The 13199-nt window shown below is 71.1% G+C and carries 13 protein-coding genes; all 13 read right to left on the reverse strand.

The window, feature by feature from the left end; genetic code table 11:
• Positions 1–41: 41 nt before the first annotated feature.
• Entirely contained in the window at positions 42–1262 is a 1221-nt protein-coding gene (locus tag EPD65_RS12840) for a winged helix-turn-helix domain-containing protein (RefSeq protein ID WP_131584764.1), read from the reverse strand.
• 9 nt (positions 1263–1271) lie between these two features.
• Complete coding sequence (locus EPD65_RS12845; RefSeq protein ID WP_131584829.1) at positions 1272–1946, reverse strand: response regulator; 675 nt, start codon at positions 1944–1946, stop codon at positions 1272–1274.
• Between the two features lie 56 nt (positions 1947–2002).
• Positions 2003–2623, reverse strand: coding sequence for a ribosome hibernation-promoting factor, HPF/YfiA family (gene hpf / locus EPD65_RS12850; RefSeq protein ID WP_131584766.1), 621 nt, complete (start codon positions 2621–2623; stop codon positions 2003–2005).
• A gap of 93 nt (positions 2624–2716) precedes the next feature.
• Complete coding sequence (locus EPD65_RS12855; RefSeq protein WP_243640583.1) at positions 2717–3418, reverse strand: ComF family protein; 702 nt, start codon at positions 3416–3418, stop codon at positions 2717–2719.
• Positions 3419–3627: 209 nt separating this feature from the next.
• Positions 3628–5334, reverse strand: coding sequence for an LpqB family beta-propeller domain-containing protein (locus EPD65_RS12860; RefSeq protein ID WP_131584770.1), 1707 nt, complete (start codon positions 5332–5334; stop codon positions 3628–3630).
• On the reverse strand, positions 5331–6932 hold the full coding sequence (gene mtrB / locus EPD65_RS12865) for an MtrAB system histidine kinase MtrB (protein ID WP_131584772.1): 1602 nt from the start codon (positions 6930–6932) through the stop codon (positions 5331–5333). The genes EPD65_RS12860 and mtrB overlap by 4 nt, the downstream gene beginning before the upstream one ends.
• Before the next feature lie 2 nt (positions 6933–6934).
• The gene (gene mtrA, locus EPD65_RS12870; protein ID WP_279387569.1) at positions 6935–7639 is read right to left on the reverse strand and encodes an MtrAB system response regulator MtrA; all 705 of its coding nucleotides are present in this window, start codon (positions 7637–7639) and stop codon (positions 6935–6937) included.
• Between the two features lie 35 nt (positions 7640–7674).
• Positions 7675–9114 (reverse strand): adenosylhomocysteinase, encoded by a 1440-nt coding sequence (ahcY, locus tag EPD65_RS12875; protein WP_131584774.1) that lies wholly within the window; start codon positions 9112–9114, stop codon positions 7675–7677.
• A 111-nt stretch (positions 9115–9225) separates the two neighbouring features.
• Positions 9226–10161, reverse strand: coding sequence for a DUF808 domain-containing protein (locus EPD65_RS12880; protein ID WP_131584776.1), 936 nt, complete (start codon positions 10159–10161; stop codon positions 9226–9228).
• 28 nt (positions 10162–10189) lie between these two features.
• A complete protein-coding gene (locus tag EPD65_RS12885) occupies positions 10190–11209 on the reverse strand; it encodes an SIS domain-containing protein (RefSeq protein WP_131584778.1) in 1020 nt (339 codons plus the stop codon).
• A 15-nt stretch (positions 11210–11224) separates the two neighbouring features.
• Positions 11225–11389: a Trm112 family protein gene (locus tag EPD65_RS12890; protein ID WP_131584780.1), complete on the reverse strand. Its 165-nt coding sequence runs from the start codon at positions 11387–11389 to the stop codon at positions 11225–11227.
• Complete coding sequence (locus tag EPD65_RS12895; RefSeq protein ID WP_131584782.1) at positions 11386–12762, reverse strand: phosphomannomutase/phosphoglucomutase; 1377 nt, start codon at positions 12760–12762, stop codon at positions 11386–11388. Before EPD65_RS12895 ends, EPD65_RS12890 begins: the two co-directional genes overlap by 4 nt.
• 31 nt (positions 12763–12793) lie before the next feature.
• Positions 12794–13162 (reverse strand): DUF3499 domain-containing protein, encoded by a 369-nt coding sequence (locus EPD65_RS12900; protein WP_131584784.1) that lies wholly within the window; start codon positions 13160–13162, stop codon positions 12794–12796.
• Positions 13163–13199: the final 37 nt, after the last annotated feature.

Here is a 13199-nt window from a genome sequence, read left to right on the forward strand (position 1 = left end):
GTCGGGAAACGCGGGTCATGCTACCCGCGTCACAAACAGGGTCAGCCCCGTCCTGCAGCCAGCGCCACCGTGAGGGCCGGAGCAAGGTCGCCGCGCGCCCCCACCTCGATGTCACCGAGGCCCAGCCAGCCGGCGAGGCGGCGGAGCTCGGTCGCGAGCTCCTCGGCGGTCTCCCCCGGGGCATCCGGCTCCGAGAACGCTCCGGGCACCAGCAGCGTGCCCGTCGCGCGGTCCGCCTTGAGGTCGACGCGAGCCACCGGACGGTCGCCCAACAGGAACGGGAGGACGTAGTAGCCGTGCACACGCTGGGGCTCGGGCACATAGATCTCGATGCGGTAGCGGAAGTCGAAGAGCGCCTCCGCGCGCGCCCGCTCCCACACCACCGGGTCGAACGGGCTGAGCAGCGTGCGCGCCCTGACCCTGCGCGGCACGCGCGCCTCCCGGTGGAGGTACGCCGGGCGGCGCCACCCCTCGACCGTCACCGGCAGCAGCTCCCCGGCCTCGACGAGGTCGGCGACGGCGGCACGCGTGTCGGCGACACCCATCCGGTAGTAGTCGCGCAGGCACTGCTCGGTGGCCACGCCGTGGCTGACCGCAGCCCGCCGGATCAGCTCGCGGTGCGCGTCGGTCGGGGTCGGCGTCGGCGTCTCGAGCACGTGTCGGGGCAGCACCCGCTCGGGGACGTCGTACAGCCGCTCGAAGGAGCCGTTGCGCCCGGCGACGGTGAGGTCGCCGGCGTAGAAGAGGAACTCGAGGGCCTTCTTGACCTCCGACCAGTTCCAGCCCCAGTGGTCCTTGGTGCGCTCCGCGCCGCCGGTGAGGTCGGCGTCGATCTGGCGGGCGCTGCGGGCACCGCGCTCACGGACATCGGCCAGCACGTCGCGGACCAGGTCCGGCCGCTCGCGCGCGATCGAGCGGGGACCGCCCCAGGCGCGCTCATGGGCACGGGCCATCCGGTGCTGCATGTGCGGCCAGAGGTCGACCGGCATGTAGGCAGCTTCGTGGGCCCAGTACTCCACGAGGCGCCGCGGCCGCTCCTGCGCCGCGCGTCGCAGGAGCTCGGTGTCGTAGGGCCCCATCCGCGCGTAGAGCGGCATGAACTGGGCACGCTGCAACACGTTGACTGAGTCGATCTGCAGCACGCCCGTGCGGCTGAGCACGCGATCGAGGGTGCGCAGCGTGGGCTGCGCATGCGGCGGATCGAGAAAGCCCTGGGCGGCCAGCGCGACCCGACGGGCCTGGGCCCGACTCAGCGACTCCACGCGCGCTGCTTACGGGATGTCGAGCAGCTTTTCGCGGACGGCATACATGACCGCCTCCATCCGCGAGTGGAGCTGGAGCTTCTCCAGGATGTTGCGCACGTGGTTCTTCACAGTGTTTTCGCTGATGAAGAGCTGGCGCGCGATCTCACGGTTGTTCATGCCGGTCGCCACCAGGCGCAGCACCTCGAGCTCGCGCTCGGTCAGGCGCAGCGGCGAGACCTGATCGCGGTCGGGGCGCGACATCTGCTTGAACTCGTCGATCAGCTTGACCGCCATCGACGGGCTGATCAGGGACTGCCCGTCCGCGACGACGCGCACCGCCTGGGTGACCTCGTCGATCGAGGAGTCCTTGAGCAGGTAACCGGAGGCACCCGACTTGACCGCCTCGTAGAGGTCGGCCTCCTCGTCGCTGACCGTCAGCATGATGATCTTGGCCGACGGGACCGTCTCCTTGATCGCCACGCACGCCTCGATGCCGGAGCGCTTCGGCATCCGGACGTCGAGGAGGACGACGTCGGGGGCCAGGCTGGCGGCGAGGGAGGTGCCCTCCACGCCGTCGCCCGCCTGGCCCACGACCTCGATCGCCGGGTCGGTGCCCAGGATCATCGTCAGTCCACTGCGAAAAAGCTCCTGGTCATCCACAACCAGAACCCTGATCGGCTCACGCTCAGCAGAGCTATCCATCGCAGTCACCCGAGAATCATGGCAGAACGAACCGACAGAACTTGTCGCCTGACTAGTCAGCCGACCAGATCGAGCGAGATGACTCCATAGTCATATCCCTTGCGGCGGTAGACCACCGCCGGACGCTCGCTCTCCTTGTCGACGTACAGGTAGAAGTCGTGCCCCACGAGCTCCATCTCGTAGAGCGCCTGGTCAAGCGTCATCGGGTTGGCAGGGTGCGACTTCTCGCGTACGACGAGCGGTCCATCGCCGAGGACGGCGATCGGACCGACCTGGTGCTCGAGGACGACGTCCTCGGAGGGTGCAGCCTGGCTCGGCACCGACGCACTGCCGGCGAGGGCCTGGCCTACCGACACGGGCGTGTGGCGGCCGTGGTGCACCCGGCGGCGGTCTGCCGCGCGGCGCATCTGGGACGCCATCTTGTCCAGAGCCAGATCGAGCGCGGCCATCTTGTCGACGGCGCACGCCTCGGCCCGCACGACCGGGCCCTTCGTGAAAGCAGTCAGCTCGACGCGCACACTGCGCTCCTGCTGACGGGGGTTGCGCTCCTTCTCCACCTCGACCTGCATGCGGATGATCCGGTGATCGTGCTTCTCCAGGCGTGCGAGCTTCTCCTCGACGTGGCTGCGGAACCGGTCGGACACATCGCAGTGCCGCGCGTTGACCACAATTTCCATGGAGACCTCCGTGATTCCTCGGTGTCGTTGCTGGTTATCAGCGCTCCACCGTCATCCGACGGCGGAGGGACCGGAGCATGGAGTCGTCATCGTCTACGGCATCGACGTGGGTGCGGGGGCCCCGAGAGGGCGTCCCGCCGTGGCATCCACGGAACCGGACTGACTCCATGCACCGACGCTAGACCCGAACGCCAAACGATGAAAGGACTCTTGCTGAACTTTCGCTGTGGGTCTCACGGACCGGCGCCGGGCTGCGGCCACGACCGCGATGCCAGCGATGTCGACGCCGCTCGCTGCCAGCGCCCGCTGGGCTTCGCGGGCGGTGGATCCCGTGGTGAGGACGTCGTCGCACAGCACCACGACCGCTGCCGGACGACTCCGCGCCAGGCGCGCGAGACGTCTGCCGTCAACCCGCATCGCACCCGCCAGGTTGACTGCCCTGCCTGCGGCCGACAGCGCGCGCTGATCCTCCACGCGGCCCATCCGCAACAGCTCCGCGACGGTGACGTCGACGCCCTGACGGCGCAGCACCGATGCCGTACGCCGACAGATGTCGCGGACCGGCGCGTGGCCCCGCCGGCGCGTCGACCCCGGTCGGGACGGGACCGGCACGAGGACCACCGGGACATCCGGCGACTCCGGGATCAGACCGCTCACGGCTCCTGCGAGGAGCAGCCCGAGCGGGCGGACGAGTGCCAGCCGGTGGTGCTCCTTCAACCCGAGGACCAGTCCACGCAGGACGCCGGAGTACTCCCCCGCTGTGCGCGCCGGCGCAAGGCCGGCGGGACACGGCACCGGCTGGACGGGGCACGACTGCAGCGGCAACGAGGACGCGCAACCGGCACACAACTGCCTCCCGGGACGGCGGCACCCGATGCAGGCGCTGCCCGCGAGCAGGTCGAGGACCGGATCGACCCAGGTCCCGTCCGTCAGCACCGCCCCATGTCACCGTGCCGCGGGCAGCGGGACAACCGGCGATCGCCCCGCCTGTGGACGGACCCGCCTCAGCCCACCCCGGTGAGGGCCTGGACGTCCGCCTGTGGCGCGTCGGCGCGCACCGGACCGGTGCCGATCAACACACCCTTCGCGGTGACGGCCCAGGCAGGCTCACCGTCCGCGCCGGAGGAGACCACCCGGCGTACGTCGTCGAAGATCGTGTCGACGGGGAGAGCCTCGCGCACGTCGTCCGGGGCCCCGTCGAGGGAGACCCAGCGGAGCTGGGCGACCCCGCCGCGCTCGGTCAGCGCGACCACCAGCGACGGCCCGGACCACGCCAGGTCCCGCAGCCCGCGGGCGTCCGCGATCGGGGTGGCCGGCGATGCATGGACCGCGTCGGAGGACCAGTACAGCCGGCTCACCGCCACCACGTCGTGTCCTCCCTGACGCACGGCCGCGATCAGGCGGGTGCCGTCGCGCGAGACCAGCAGGTCCCTCACGTCTCGTCCGCTCACCCCGAGTATCGGCACCGCGACCGGTCGGCCGCCGACCACGACGCTGACGACGGCTCCCGACGTACGTCGGTCGAGCAGCCAGGTGCGTCCGGCAGCGTCCCAGGCCGGATGGGCGAAGTCCTCGCCGCGGACCGTCGTCGGTGATCCCGCGGTGTCGAGCGGTGCGATGCGCACCTCGCGCCCATCGTCGCGGACCCCGGCTGCGCGACGACCGTCGAGGTCGACGCCGATGTCGCGCAGCCGCAGGCCGTGCCAGACCTTCGCCTCCACCGGCTGTGCACTGGCACCGTCGAGTCGCACCGGGTGTCCGGCGACGAGGCCGAAGAGCCCGTCACTCGCCGACGCGTCGGCGGGATCGAGCTGGGATCCACGGCCCACCGGGATCTCCGTGAGCCCGCCCTCGAGGGTGAGCGGTGTGTCGTTGATACGCACCTCGAAGGTGCGCACGCCGTCGACCTGGCGCAGGGCCCAGGCCAGCTGGGCCGCGAGATCGGCCCGCGCACCCGGGGTGCCGAGCTCGGCCTGACCGGTGAAGTCGATCCTGGCCACACCGCCCGCCACCGTCACGGCGCCGTCGGCAAGACGGAGGTCCTGCAGGCGGTTGACCAGCCAGGGCGCTGCCGGGTCCGGGGGGCCGTCGAGGAGCGACCGCACGAGCGCGGTCGCGAGCTGACCTCCGCGGGGCTCGAAGACCGGCTCGGGCACCAGGATGGAGCGCGTCGGGTCCAGGAAGTGCACAGCGAACTGGCCGTACTCACGCGTGAACCAGCTGCGGCGGGCCAGCAACGCGTCAGGCAGTGCGTCGATCCGCCACTCCCCCTTGTCGCGGACGAGGCCGAGGTGGATCCGGCGTTCGTCGGCCGGCAGGGCTCCGCGCCAGCGTCCGTCGCCGTCCACCCAGTCGGCGTCGGCCAGCGTCAGGTCACCGGGAGCGGCGCCCGCCGCGGCGTCGACGCGGCCGTAGACGATCACGCGCTGCTGCGGCTGCCAGCCCTCGGCCGCCCGCGCCGTGAGGAACTCGCGGGCGGTCGAGGTCTGCACCGGGCTGGCCAGCATGGCGTCGAGGAAGCCGCTCACCACGGCACGCGCGGACGCCCCCGGCACTGGACCCGGCGGCACGTAGCGGATGCCGCTGTCGGACGTCGGAGCGGCACCATGGTCGGCCTCGACGGCGCCGTTGTCGGGCAGGCTCACGCACCCTGCGGAGGCCAGCACCGCGAGGAGAACGCCGGCCAGGGCCGTCCGGCGTACGGGTGTCACGGGGCGTCGCCCGCGTCGGAAGGCACCAGCGGCAGCGCGGACTGGCGCAGCAGCGCGCCCGCACGCCGCGGGACGGTGAGGCGGAACTGGGCGCCTTTGCCGGGCCGACCCCAGGCCTGCAGCCAGCCGCCGTGGAGGTGGGTGTCCTCGAGCGCGATGGAGAGGCCGAGACCGGTGCCGCCCGACGTACGGGTGCGGGCGGGGTCGGCGCGCCAGAAGCGGTTGAAGACCAGGGCCGATTCGCCGACCGCGAGGCCGACACCGAAGTCGCGGACCGTGACGGCGGCCGAGTGGTCGTCGCCTGCCACGCGTACGACGACACCGGTCGCGGGGTCGGCGTGGTCGATGGCGTTGGTGACCAGGTTGCGCAGGATCCGCTCGACGCGGCGGTGGTCGACCTCGGCCCGGACCGGCCAGTTCGCGATCTCGACCGTCACCGTCGTGCCCCGCTGGTCCGCGAGCGGCCGGGTCATGTCGACGACGCGCCGGGCCAGCTCGCCCAGGTCGAGGTCCTCGACGTCGAGGGCGGCCGCGCCCGCATCGAAGCGACTGATCTCGAGCAGATCCCCGAGCAGCCCCTCGAACCGGTCGAGCTCGGTCTGCAGCAGCTCCGCAGAGCGGGCGGTGACCGGATCGAAGTCACCCTTGGCGTCGTGCAGCACCTCCGCGGCCATGCGGACCGTCGTGAGCGGCGTACGCAGCTCGTGGGAGACGTCGGAGGTGAAGCGGCGCTGGACGCGGGAGAGCTCCTCGAGCTGGCGGATCTGCCGCTGGAGGTTGGCCGCCATCTGGTTGAACGACTGCGCGAGGCGGGCCAGGTCGTCCTCGCCGCGGACCCGCAGCCGCTCCTCGAGCTGACCCGCCGCGAGGCGCTCGGCCACGCGCCGCGCGAGCCGGATCGGGGTCAGCACCTGGTGCGTGACGGCCCAGGTCAGCAGGCCCACGAGCACGACGAGCAGCGCGCCCGCGGTGATCAGGGCCCGGCCGACGAGGTCGATCGTCTCCTCCTCCTGCTGCATCGGGAAGAGGTACTCGATGACGTAGCGCCCCCGGTCGGCGGGGAGGACGACGACGTGCCCGACGGCCACGCCCGCCACGTCGATGTCGTGCCGGGACGGGTCGGAGGCGTCGATCCGGACCCGGGTGAAGGACCACGACGACCGGTCGCTGTCGACGAAGTGACGCGTCAGCGAGGCCGGGACCGAGGAGACGTCGAGGCCCGGCGAGGAGCGGACGCCCGGGGCAGTGCTCCGGTCAGCGCTCACCGGGCCGGTCAGGACGACGCCGAACCCGCGCACCTGCCCGAGCTCGGCCAGCGGCTCGAAGAGCAGCGCCACCTGCTCGGCGGTGTCGTAGTCCGTGCCCGGAATCGCGGCGAGGCGCGTCTCGACCTCCTGGGTCTCGTGCGCGGCCTCGGCCACGGACGAGGCCACCTTCGCGTCGACGAGTCCCGTGCGGATCTCGCTCATCAGGAACCAGCCGGTCGCACAGATGACGACGGCGCCCAGCGCGATCGCGCTCAGCACGATCCGGACCTGGAGCGACCGGCGCAGGAACGCCGGCCCCCGGCGTAGCGCCACCGTCAGGCGGCCGGCCACGCTCAGCTGCGTCCGGCCTTGTAGCCGACGCCGCGGACGGTGACGACGATCTCGGGGTTCTCCGGGTCGAGCTCCACCTTCGAGCGCAGCCGCTGCACGTGGACGTTGACCAGGCGGGTGTCGGCAGCGTGGCGGTAGCCCCAGACCTGCTCGAGCAGCACCTCGCGGGTGAAGACCTGCCAGGGCTTGCGCGCCAGGCAGACCAGCAGGTCGAACTCGAGCGGCGTGAGGTTCACCGGACGGCCGTCGCGGGTCACGACGTGGCCGGCGACGTCGATCGAGACCGGCCCGATGCTGAGGGTCTCGGGGGCAGGAGCGTCGAGGCGGCGCACCCGGGCGCGGATGCGCGCGACGAGCTCCTTGGGCTTGAACGGCTTGGTGACGTAGTCGTCGGCCCCGGACTCGAGACCGACGACCACGTCCACCGTGTCGCCCTTGGCGGTGAGCATGACGATCGGCACGCCGGACTCGGCGCGGATCTCCCTGCACACGTCGATGCCGTCCTTGCCGGGCAGCATCAGGTCGAGCAGGACGACGTCGGGGCGGAAGTCGCGGAACGCCGCGAGGGCCAGGTCACCACGTGCGCACACGCGGCTCTCGAAACCCTCCTGACGCAGCACGATCGTGAGCATCTCGGCGAGGGACGCGTCGTCGTCGACGACGAGCACCTTGCCCTTGGTCGCAAAAGCGACGGTGTGATCGCTCACCACAGTGTCCTACCTCCGGCCCGACGTCGCCGCACTCAGTAGCGGTAGTGGTCCGACTTGAACGGACCCTCGACCGGGACGCCGAGGTAGTCGGCCTGGGCCTGCGAGAGCTCCGTCAGCTCGACACCGATGGCGTCGAGGTGCAGGCGGGCGACCTCCTCGTCGAGGTGCTTCGGCAGCACGTAGACGCCGATCGGGTACTCGTCGAGCTTGGTGAAGATCTCGATCTGCGCCAGCACCTGGTTGGTGAAGGAGTTCGACATGACGAACGACGGGTGGCCCGTCGCGTTGCCGAGGTTGAGGAGGCGACCCTCGGACAGCACGATGACCTTCTTGCCGTCCGGGAAGATCCACTGGTGGACCTGCGGCTTGATCTCGTCCTTGACGATGCCCGGGATCTTGGCCAGGCCGGCCATGTCGATCTCGTTGTCGAAGTGGCCGATGTTGCCGACGATCGCCTGGTGCTTCATCCGCTCGAAGTGCTCGACGCGGATGATGTCGAAGTTGCCCGTCGTGGTGATGAAGATGTCGGCGAAGTCGACGACCGACTCGAGGCGCTTGACCTCGTAGCCGTCCATGGCCGCCTGCAGCGCGCAGATCGGGTCGATCTCGGTGACGATGACGCGGGCGCCCTGGCCACGCAGCGACTCGGCCGAGCCCTTGCCGACGTCGCCGTAGCCGCAGATGACCGCGGTCTTGCCGGCGATCATGACGTCGGTGCCACGGTTGATGCCGTCGATGAGCGAGTGGCGGCAGCCGTACTTGTTGTCGAACTTCGACTTGGTGACCGAGTCGTTGACGTTGATCGCCGGGAAGAGCAGCGAGCCGTCCTTGTAACGGTCGTACAGGCGGAGGACACCGGTGGTGGTCTCCTCGGTGACGCCCTTGATGCCGGCGCCGATGTTGGTCCAGTACGTCGGGTCGTTGTCGAGGGAGCGCGCGAGGACCCGGAGGACCTCCTTGTACTCCTCGTTGTCCGTGCTGTCCTGCGAGGGAACCGCGCCCGCCTTCTCGAACTCGGTGCCCTTGTGGACGAGGAGCGTGATGTCGCCACCGTCGTCGAGGATCATGTTCGGGCCGATGGCGTTGCCGTCGGCGTCCTTGAACTGGAAGACCTTCTCGGCCTCGTCCCAGTACTCGGCGAGCGTCTCGCCCTTCCAGGCGAAGACCGGCGTGCCGTTGGGGGCCTCGGGCGTGCCGGTGCCAACGACGACGGCCGCGGCCGCGTGGTCCTGGGTGGAGAAGATGTTGCAGGTGGCCCAGCGGACGTCGGCACCGAGCGCGGTCAGCGTCTCGATGAGGACACCGGTCTGGATCGTCATGTGCAGCGAGCCGGCGATGCGGGCGCCCTTGAGGGGCTGCGAGGCGCCGTAGCGGCGGCGCATCTCCATCAGGCCGGGCATCTCGTGCTCGGCGAGGGTGAGCTCCTTGCGGCCGAACTCGGCCAGGGAAAGGTCAGCAACCTTGAAGTCCATGAATTTCCTCATGCAGTGAAGAAGGGTGTCTTGCGGTGCATCTGCACTCGTCCGGGATCTCCCGCGCACGACAGTGACCCAGCGTACAAGCGGGTCGGCGTGACCGACGACTCAGTGCGCCTCATCCGCGCCGTGGCGGTGCGGCAGCACGTGCAGCACGACCGCGACGACCGCGCCGACGACCAGGCCGACGACCGCGGAGCAGCCCGTGTTGACCAGCCAGCCGACGATCCCGCCGTGCACGGAGTGCTCGAGGTGGTGGACCAGCTCGTAGGGCGCTTCCCACCAGCCCAGCTCGTGGACGTTGACCAGCAGGATGTGGCCGCCGACCCACAGCATCGCCACGATGCCGACGGTCGAGAGCGTCGAGAGGACCTTCGGCATCGCGGCGACCAGACCGCGTCCGAGCTTCTGGATGCCGGCGGACTTCCGCTGGCTGAGCAGGAGGCCCACGTCGTCCATCTTCACGATCGCGGCGACCACGCCGTAGACACCGATCGTGATGGCGATCGCCACGACGACCAGGATCGCCAGGCGCGCCAGGAACGCCTCGTCCTTCACGGAGTCGAGGGCGATCACCATGATCTCGGTCGACAGGATGAAGTCGGTGCGCACGGCGCCGGCGATGAGCTGCTTCTCCTCGTGCGGCGTGTGCTCGACGGTCTCGAGGTCGCCGACGTGGTCGTCGTGGTGCGCGAACGCCTCCCAGACCTTCTCCGCCCCCTCGAACGCCAGGTAGGTGCCGCCGAGGATCAGCAGGACCGGCAGCGCCGACGGCAGGAACTGGCTGAGGAGCAGCGCCGCGGGAAGGATGAAGACCAGCTTGTTGCGCAGCGAGCCGATCGCGATCTTCTTGATGATCGGCAGCTCGCGCTCGGCGGCGATGCCGTGGACGTACTGCGGTGTGACGGCCGTGTCGTCGACCACCACGCCCGTCGCCTTCAACGTCGCCTTGCCAGCAGCAGCGCCGACGTCGTCGATCGAGGCCGCCGCGAGTCGGGCCAGGGCGGCGACGTCGTCGAGAAGACCGAAGATTCCTGCGCTCATGGCGCGAAGGCTATCGGCCGCGCGGTCGCTACTCCCCGGCCAGGCCCACGCCGAGGTACTCCGCGGCGTACGACCCGGCGAGGAGGAGGGACGCATAGCGCGCGACCTCGCTGCCGGCGTCACTCGCCAGCGCCTCCACGCGTACGCCGGCGCGCGCGGCCGCCGTCTGGAGCCGGCCGCGCTGCTCGCGCACGACCGGGTCGTCGGCACCGTCGTCGAGGACGATCAGCAGCGGTCGCAGGTCGGAGCCGTCGACCGGGTCGTCGAAGAGGTTGCGGGGTCGGGTCGCCTCGATCACCGGCAGCAGGTGCTCGGCATCACCGGCAAGCGCGCTGCGCCCGGACGAGCGGCGGAACTGCTCCGCCAGCCGGCGGGCGGCGCGGGCCGCGAGCGTCGATCCGCCCCAGACCAGCGGGAGCGCCTCGGCGAGCGCGATCGCGAGCTCCTTGGACGGGTTGGCCGCGAGGTTGGTGTGCGGCGATGCGGCCACCGCGACCGCGTCGAGCGACGCTGCAACCTCGTCCGCAGCGCAGGACGGCCCGAGACCGACGCGGTGCAGGAAGTCGAGCATGACCACGGCCGTCGCCAGCTGGTCTCCCGTGGTGGTCGGCAGCAGCGTGGACCAGCGGCCCTCGGCGTGCTCGGCCACCATCGACCCCGGACGGCAGGCCACGACGACCTGGCAGCCCCGGCGGACGGCCTCGGCGACGGCGGAGGCCGCGGCCGGATCCGATCCCTGCGGCGCCAGCATCACGACGAGGTCCAGGCTGCCGGCCCAGCCGGGCAGACCCGGCGCAGGCCAGGCGACGAACGGCACCGGACACCACGGCTCGAGCACGGCGCGGAGCAGCCGGGAGTCGGGCCCGGCGGCGATCACGGCACGCGGCCGCTCTCCCCCACGCTCGGAGACCGCCCGCACGATCGCGTCGGCTGCCTCACCCGCCTCGCGGCGTACCCGGGCACCCGACTCGGCGAGCTCGCGGAGCCGGAGGTCCGCCGCAGCCAGTGCCTCGGCATCGTCCAGACGCGCCTCGTCGAACTCGGCCATCAGTGCCTCCGTGCCTCAGGCCGGTCGGCGAGCTTCGTCGACGAGCAGCACCGGAATGTCGTCGCGGACCGGGTAGGCCAGGCCGCAGCCCTGGCAGACCAGCTCCTCGGCGACCGGGGCCAGCAGGCCCTGGCAGTCGGGGCAGCGGATGATGTCCAGCAGGCGGGGGTCGATCTTCATCGCTCGCTCCTGATCACGGTGAGTACGGCGTCACGGACCGAGGCCATGGTGGCCTGGTCCTTGCCCTCGGCGTTGAGGCGCAGCAGGGGCTCGGTGTTGGAGGCGCGGACGTTGAACCACCAGTCGGCGTGCGCGACGGTCAGGCCGTCGAGCTCGTCGATCGTGACGCCCGGCTGGTCGGCGTACGACGCCGTGAGCTCGGCGAGGACGGCGCCCTGGTCAGCGACGGTCGAGTTGATCTCGCCCGACATCGGGTAGCGCGCGTAGTCGGCGAGGAGTGCCGACAGCGGCTGGTCGGTCTCCGCAAGGGCCGCGAGCGCGTGCAGCGCCGCGAGCATGCCGGAGTCCGCGCGCCAGAAGTCGCGGAAGTAGAAGTGGCCCGAGTGCTCGCCGCCGAAGATGGCGCCGGTCTCGGCCATGGTCGCCTTGATGTAGGAGTGGCCGACGCGCGTGCGGACCGGGACTCCGCCCTGCTCGACGACGATCTCGGGGACCGACCGGCTGGTGATCAGGTTGTGGATGATCGTGCCGCCAGGCTCCTTGGCGAGCTCGCGGTGCGCGATCAGCGCGGTCAGCGTCGAGGGCGAGACCAGGCCGCCCTTCTCGTCCACGAGGAAGCAGCGGTCGGCATCGCCGTCGAAGGCGAGGCCGATGTCGGCCCCCTCCTCCAGCACCTTCTTCTGCAGGTCGACGAGGTTCTCCGGCTCGATCGGGTTGGCCTCGTGATTGGGGAACGTGCCGTCGAGCTCGAAGTACATCGGCACCAGCTCCGCCTGCTCGGCACCGAGGCGCTCGAAGACGGCCGGCGCGGTCAGGCCGGCCATGCCGTTGCCCGCGTCGGCGACGACCTTCAGGGGGCGACCCTTGACCGGGGCCAGGTTGAGCAGGTGGGCGGCGTACGCCTCGAGGACGTCGTGGCTGGTGATCTCCCCGATGCGACCCGACGTGGGCGCGGTGCCGGCCAGGACGAGGTCGCGGATCTCCGCGAGGCCGGTCTCCATGCCCACGGGCGCGGCGCCCGGACGGCACAGCTTGATCCCGTTGTACGCCGCGGGGTTGTGGCTCGCGGTGAACATGGCACCCGCGTGGCCGAGGCTGCCCGAGGCGAAGTAGAGCTGGTCCGTGGAGGCCAGGCCGATCAGGACGACGTCGGCTCCGGCCTGGGCCGCGCCGTCGGCAAAGGCACCGGCCATGCCCGGCGAGGACGGCCGCATGTCGTGGCCCACCACGACGGTGTCCGCACCGAGGACCTGGACGAACGCGGCGCCGATCCGGTGCGCGAGCTCCTCGTCGATCTGGGAGCCGACCAGACCCCGGATGTCATAGGCCTTGAAGATGGCATTGAGGTTCTCCGCGGAGAGCGTCTCGGGCATGGCGCCGAGCCTAGCGGTGTCCGGTCGGTGTTCAGTCAGAGGACAGGGCGCGGAGGTGTCCGCGCCGCGCCGTCTCGCGCATGCCGCCGTCCGCGAGGCGCGGGTGCACCGGCTCCGGCGGGGCGATCGGGCGGGCAGCCTCACGCACGGCGTCCGCCAGGGCGAGCAGGTCGTCGGTCGACGGACCGGCCATGGACGGGTCGGCAGCGAGGCGCAGGACCTCCCAGCCGCGCGGCGCCGAGAGGCGCTCGCTGTGGAACTCGCACAGGTCGTACGCATGCGGCTCGGCGTGGATCGCGAGCGGGCCGACGACCGCGGTCTGGTCGGCGTAGACGTAGGTCAGCGTCATCACGGCCGGACGGCCGCAAGCAGTCTTCGAACAACGACGGGCTGAACTCACGGAGCAGACGCTACCGCCCGATTCCTCCGCTCTGGCT

Origin of the sequence: Nocardioides jejuensis (assembly GCF_004337475.1) — a bacterium.
GTDB lineage: Bacteria > Actinomycetota > Actinomycetes > Propionibacteriales > Nocardioidaceae > Nocardioides > Nocardioides jejuensis.

Bases quoted from the DNA above. Each gene is read 5' to 3' on its own strand.
- EPD65_RS12845 (WP_131584829.1), bottom strand. From the start codon at position 1,946: ATGGATAGCTCTGCTGAGCGTGAGCCGATCAGGGTTCTGGTTGTGGAT.
- hpf (WP_131584766.1), bottom strand. From the start codon at position 2,623: ATGGAAATTGTGGTCAACGCGCGGCACTGCGATGTGTCCGACCGGTTC.
- ahcY (WP_131584774.1), bottom strand. From the start codon at position 9,114: ATGGACTTCAAGGTTGCTGACCTTTCCCTGGCCGAGTTCGGCCGCAAG.
- EPD65_RS12880 (WP_131584776.1), bottom strand. From the start codon at position 10,161: ATGAGCGCAGGAATCTTCGGTCTTCTCGACGACGTCGCCGCCCTGGCC.
- EPD65_RS12885 (WP_131584778.1), bottom strand. From the start codon at position 11,209: ATGGCCGAGTTCGACGAGGCGCGTCTGGACGATGCCGAGGCACTGGCT.
- EPD65_RS12890 (WP_131584780.1), bottom strand. From the start codon at position 11,389: ATGAAGATCGACCCCCGCCTGCTGGACATCATCCGCTGCCCCGACTGC.
- EPD65_RS12895 (WP_131584782.1), bottom strand. From the start codon at position 12,762: ATGCCCGAGACGCTCTCCGCGGAGAACCTCAATGCCATCTTCAAGGCC.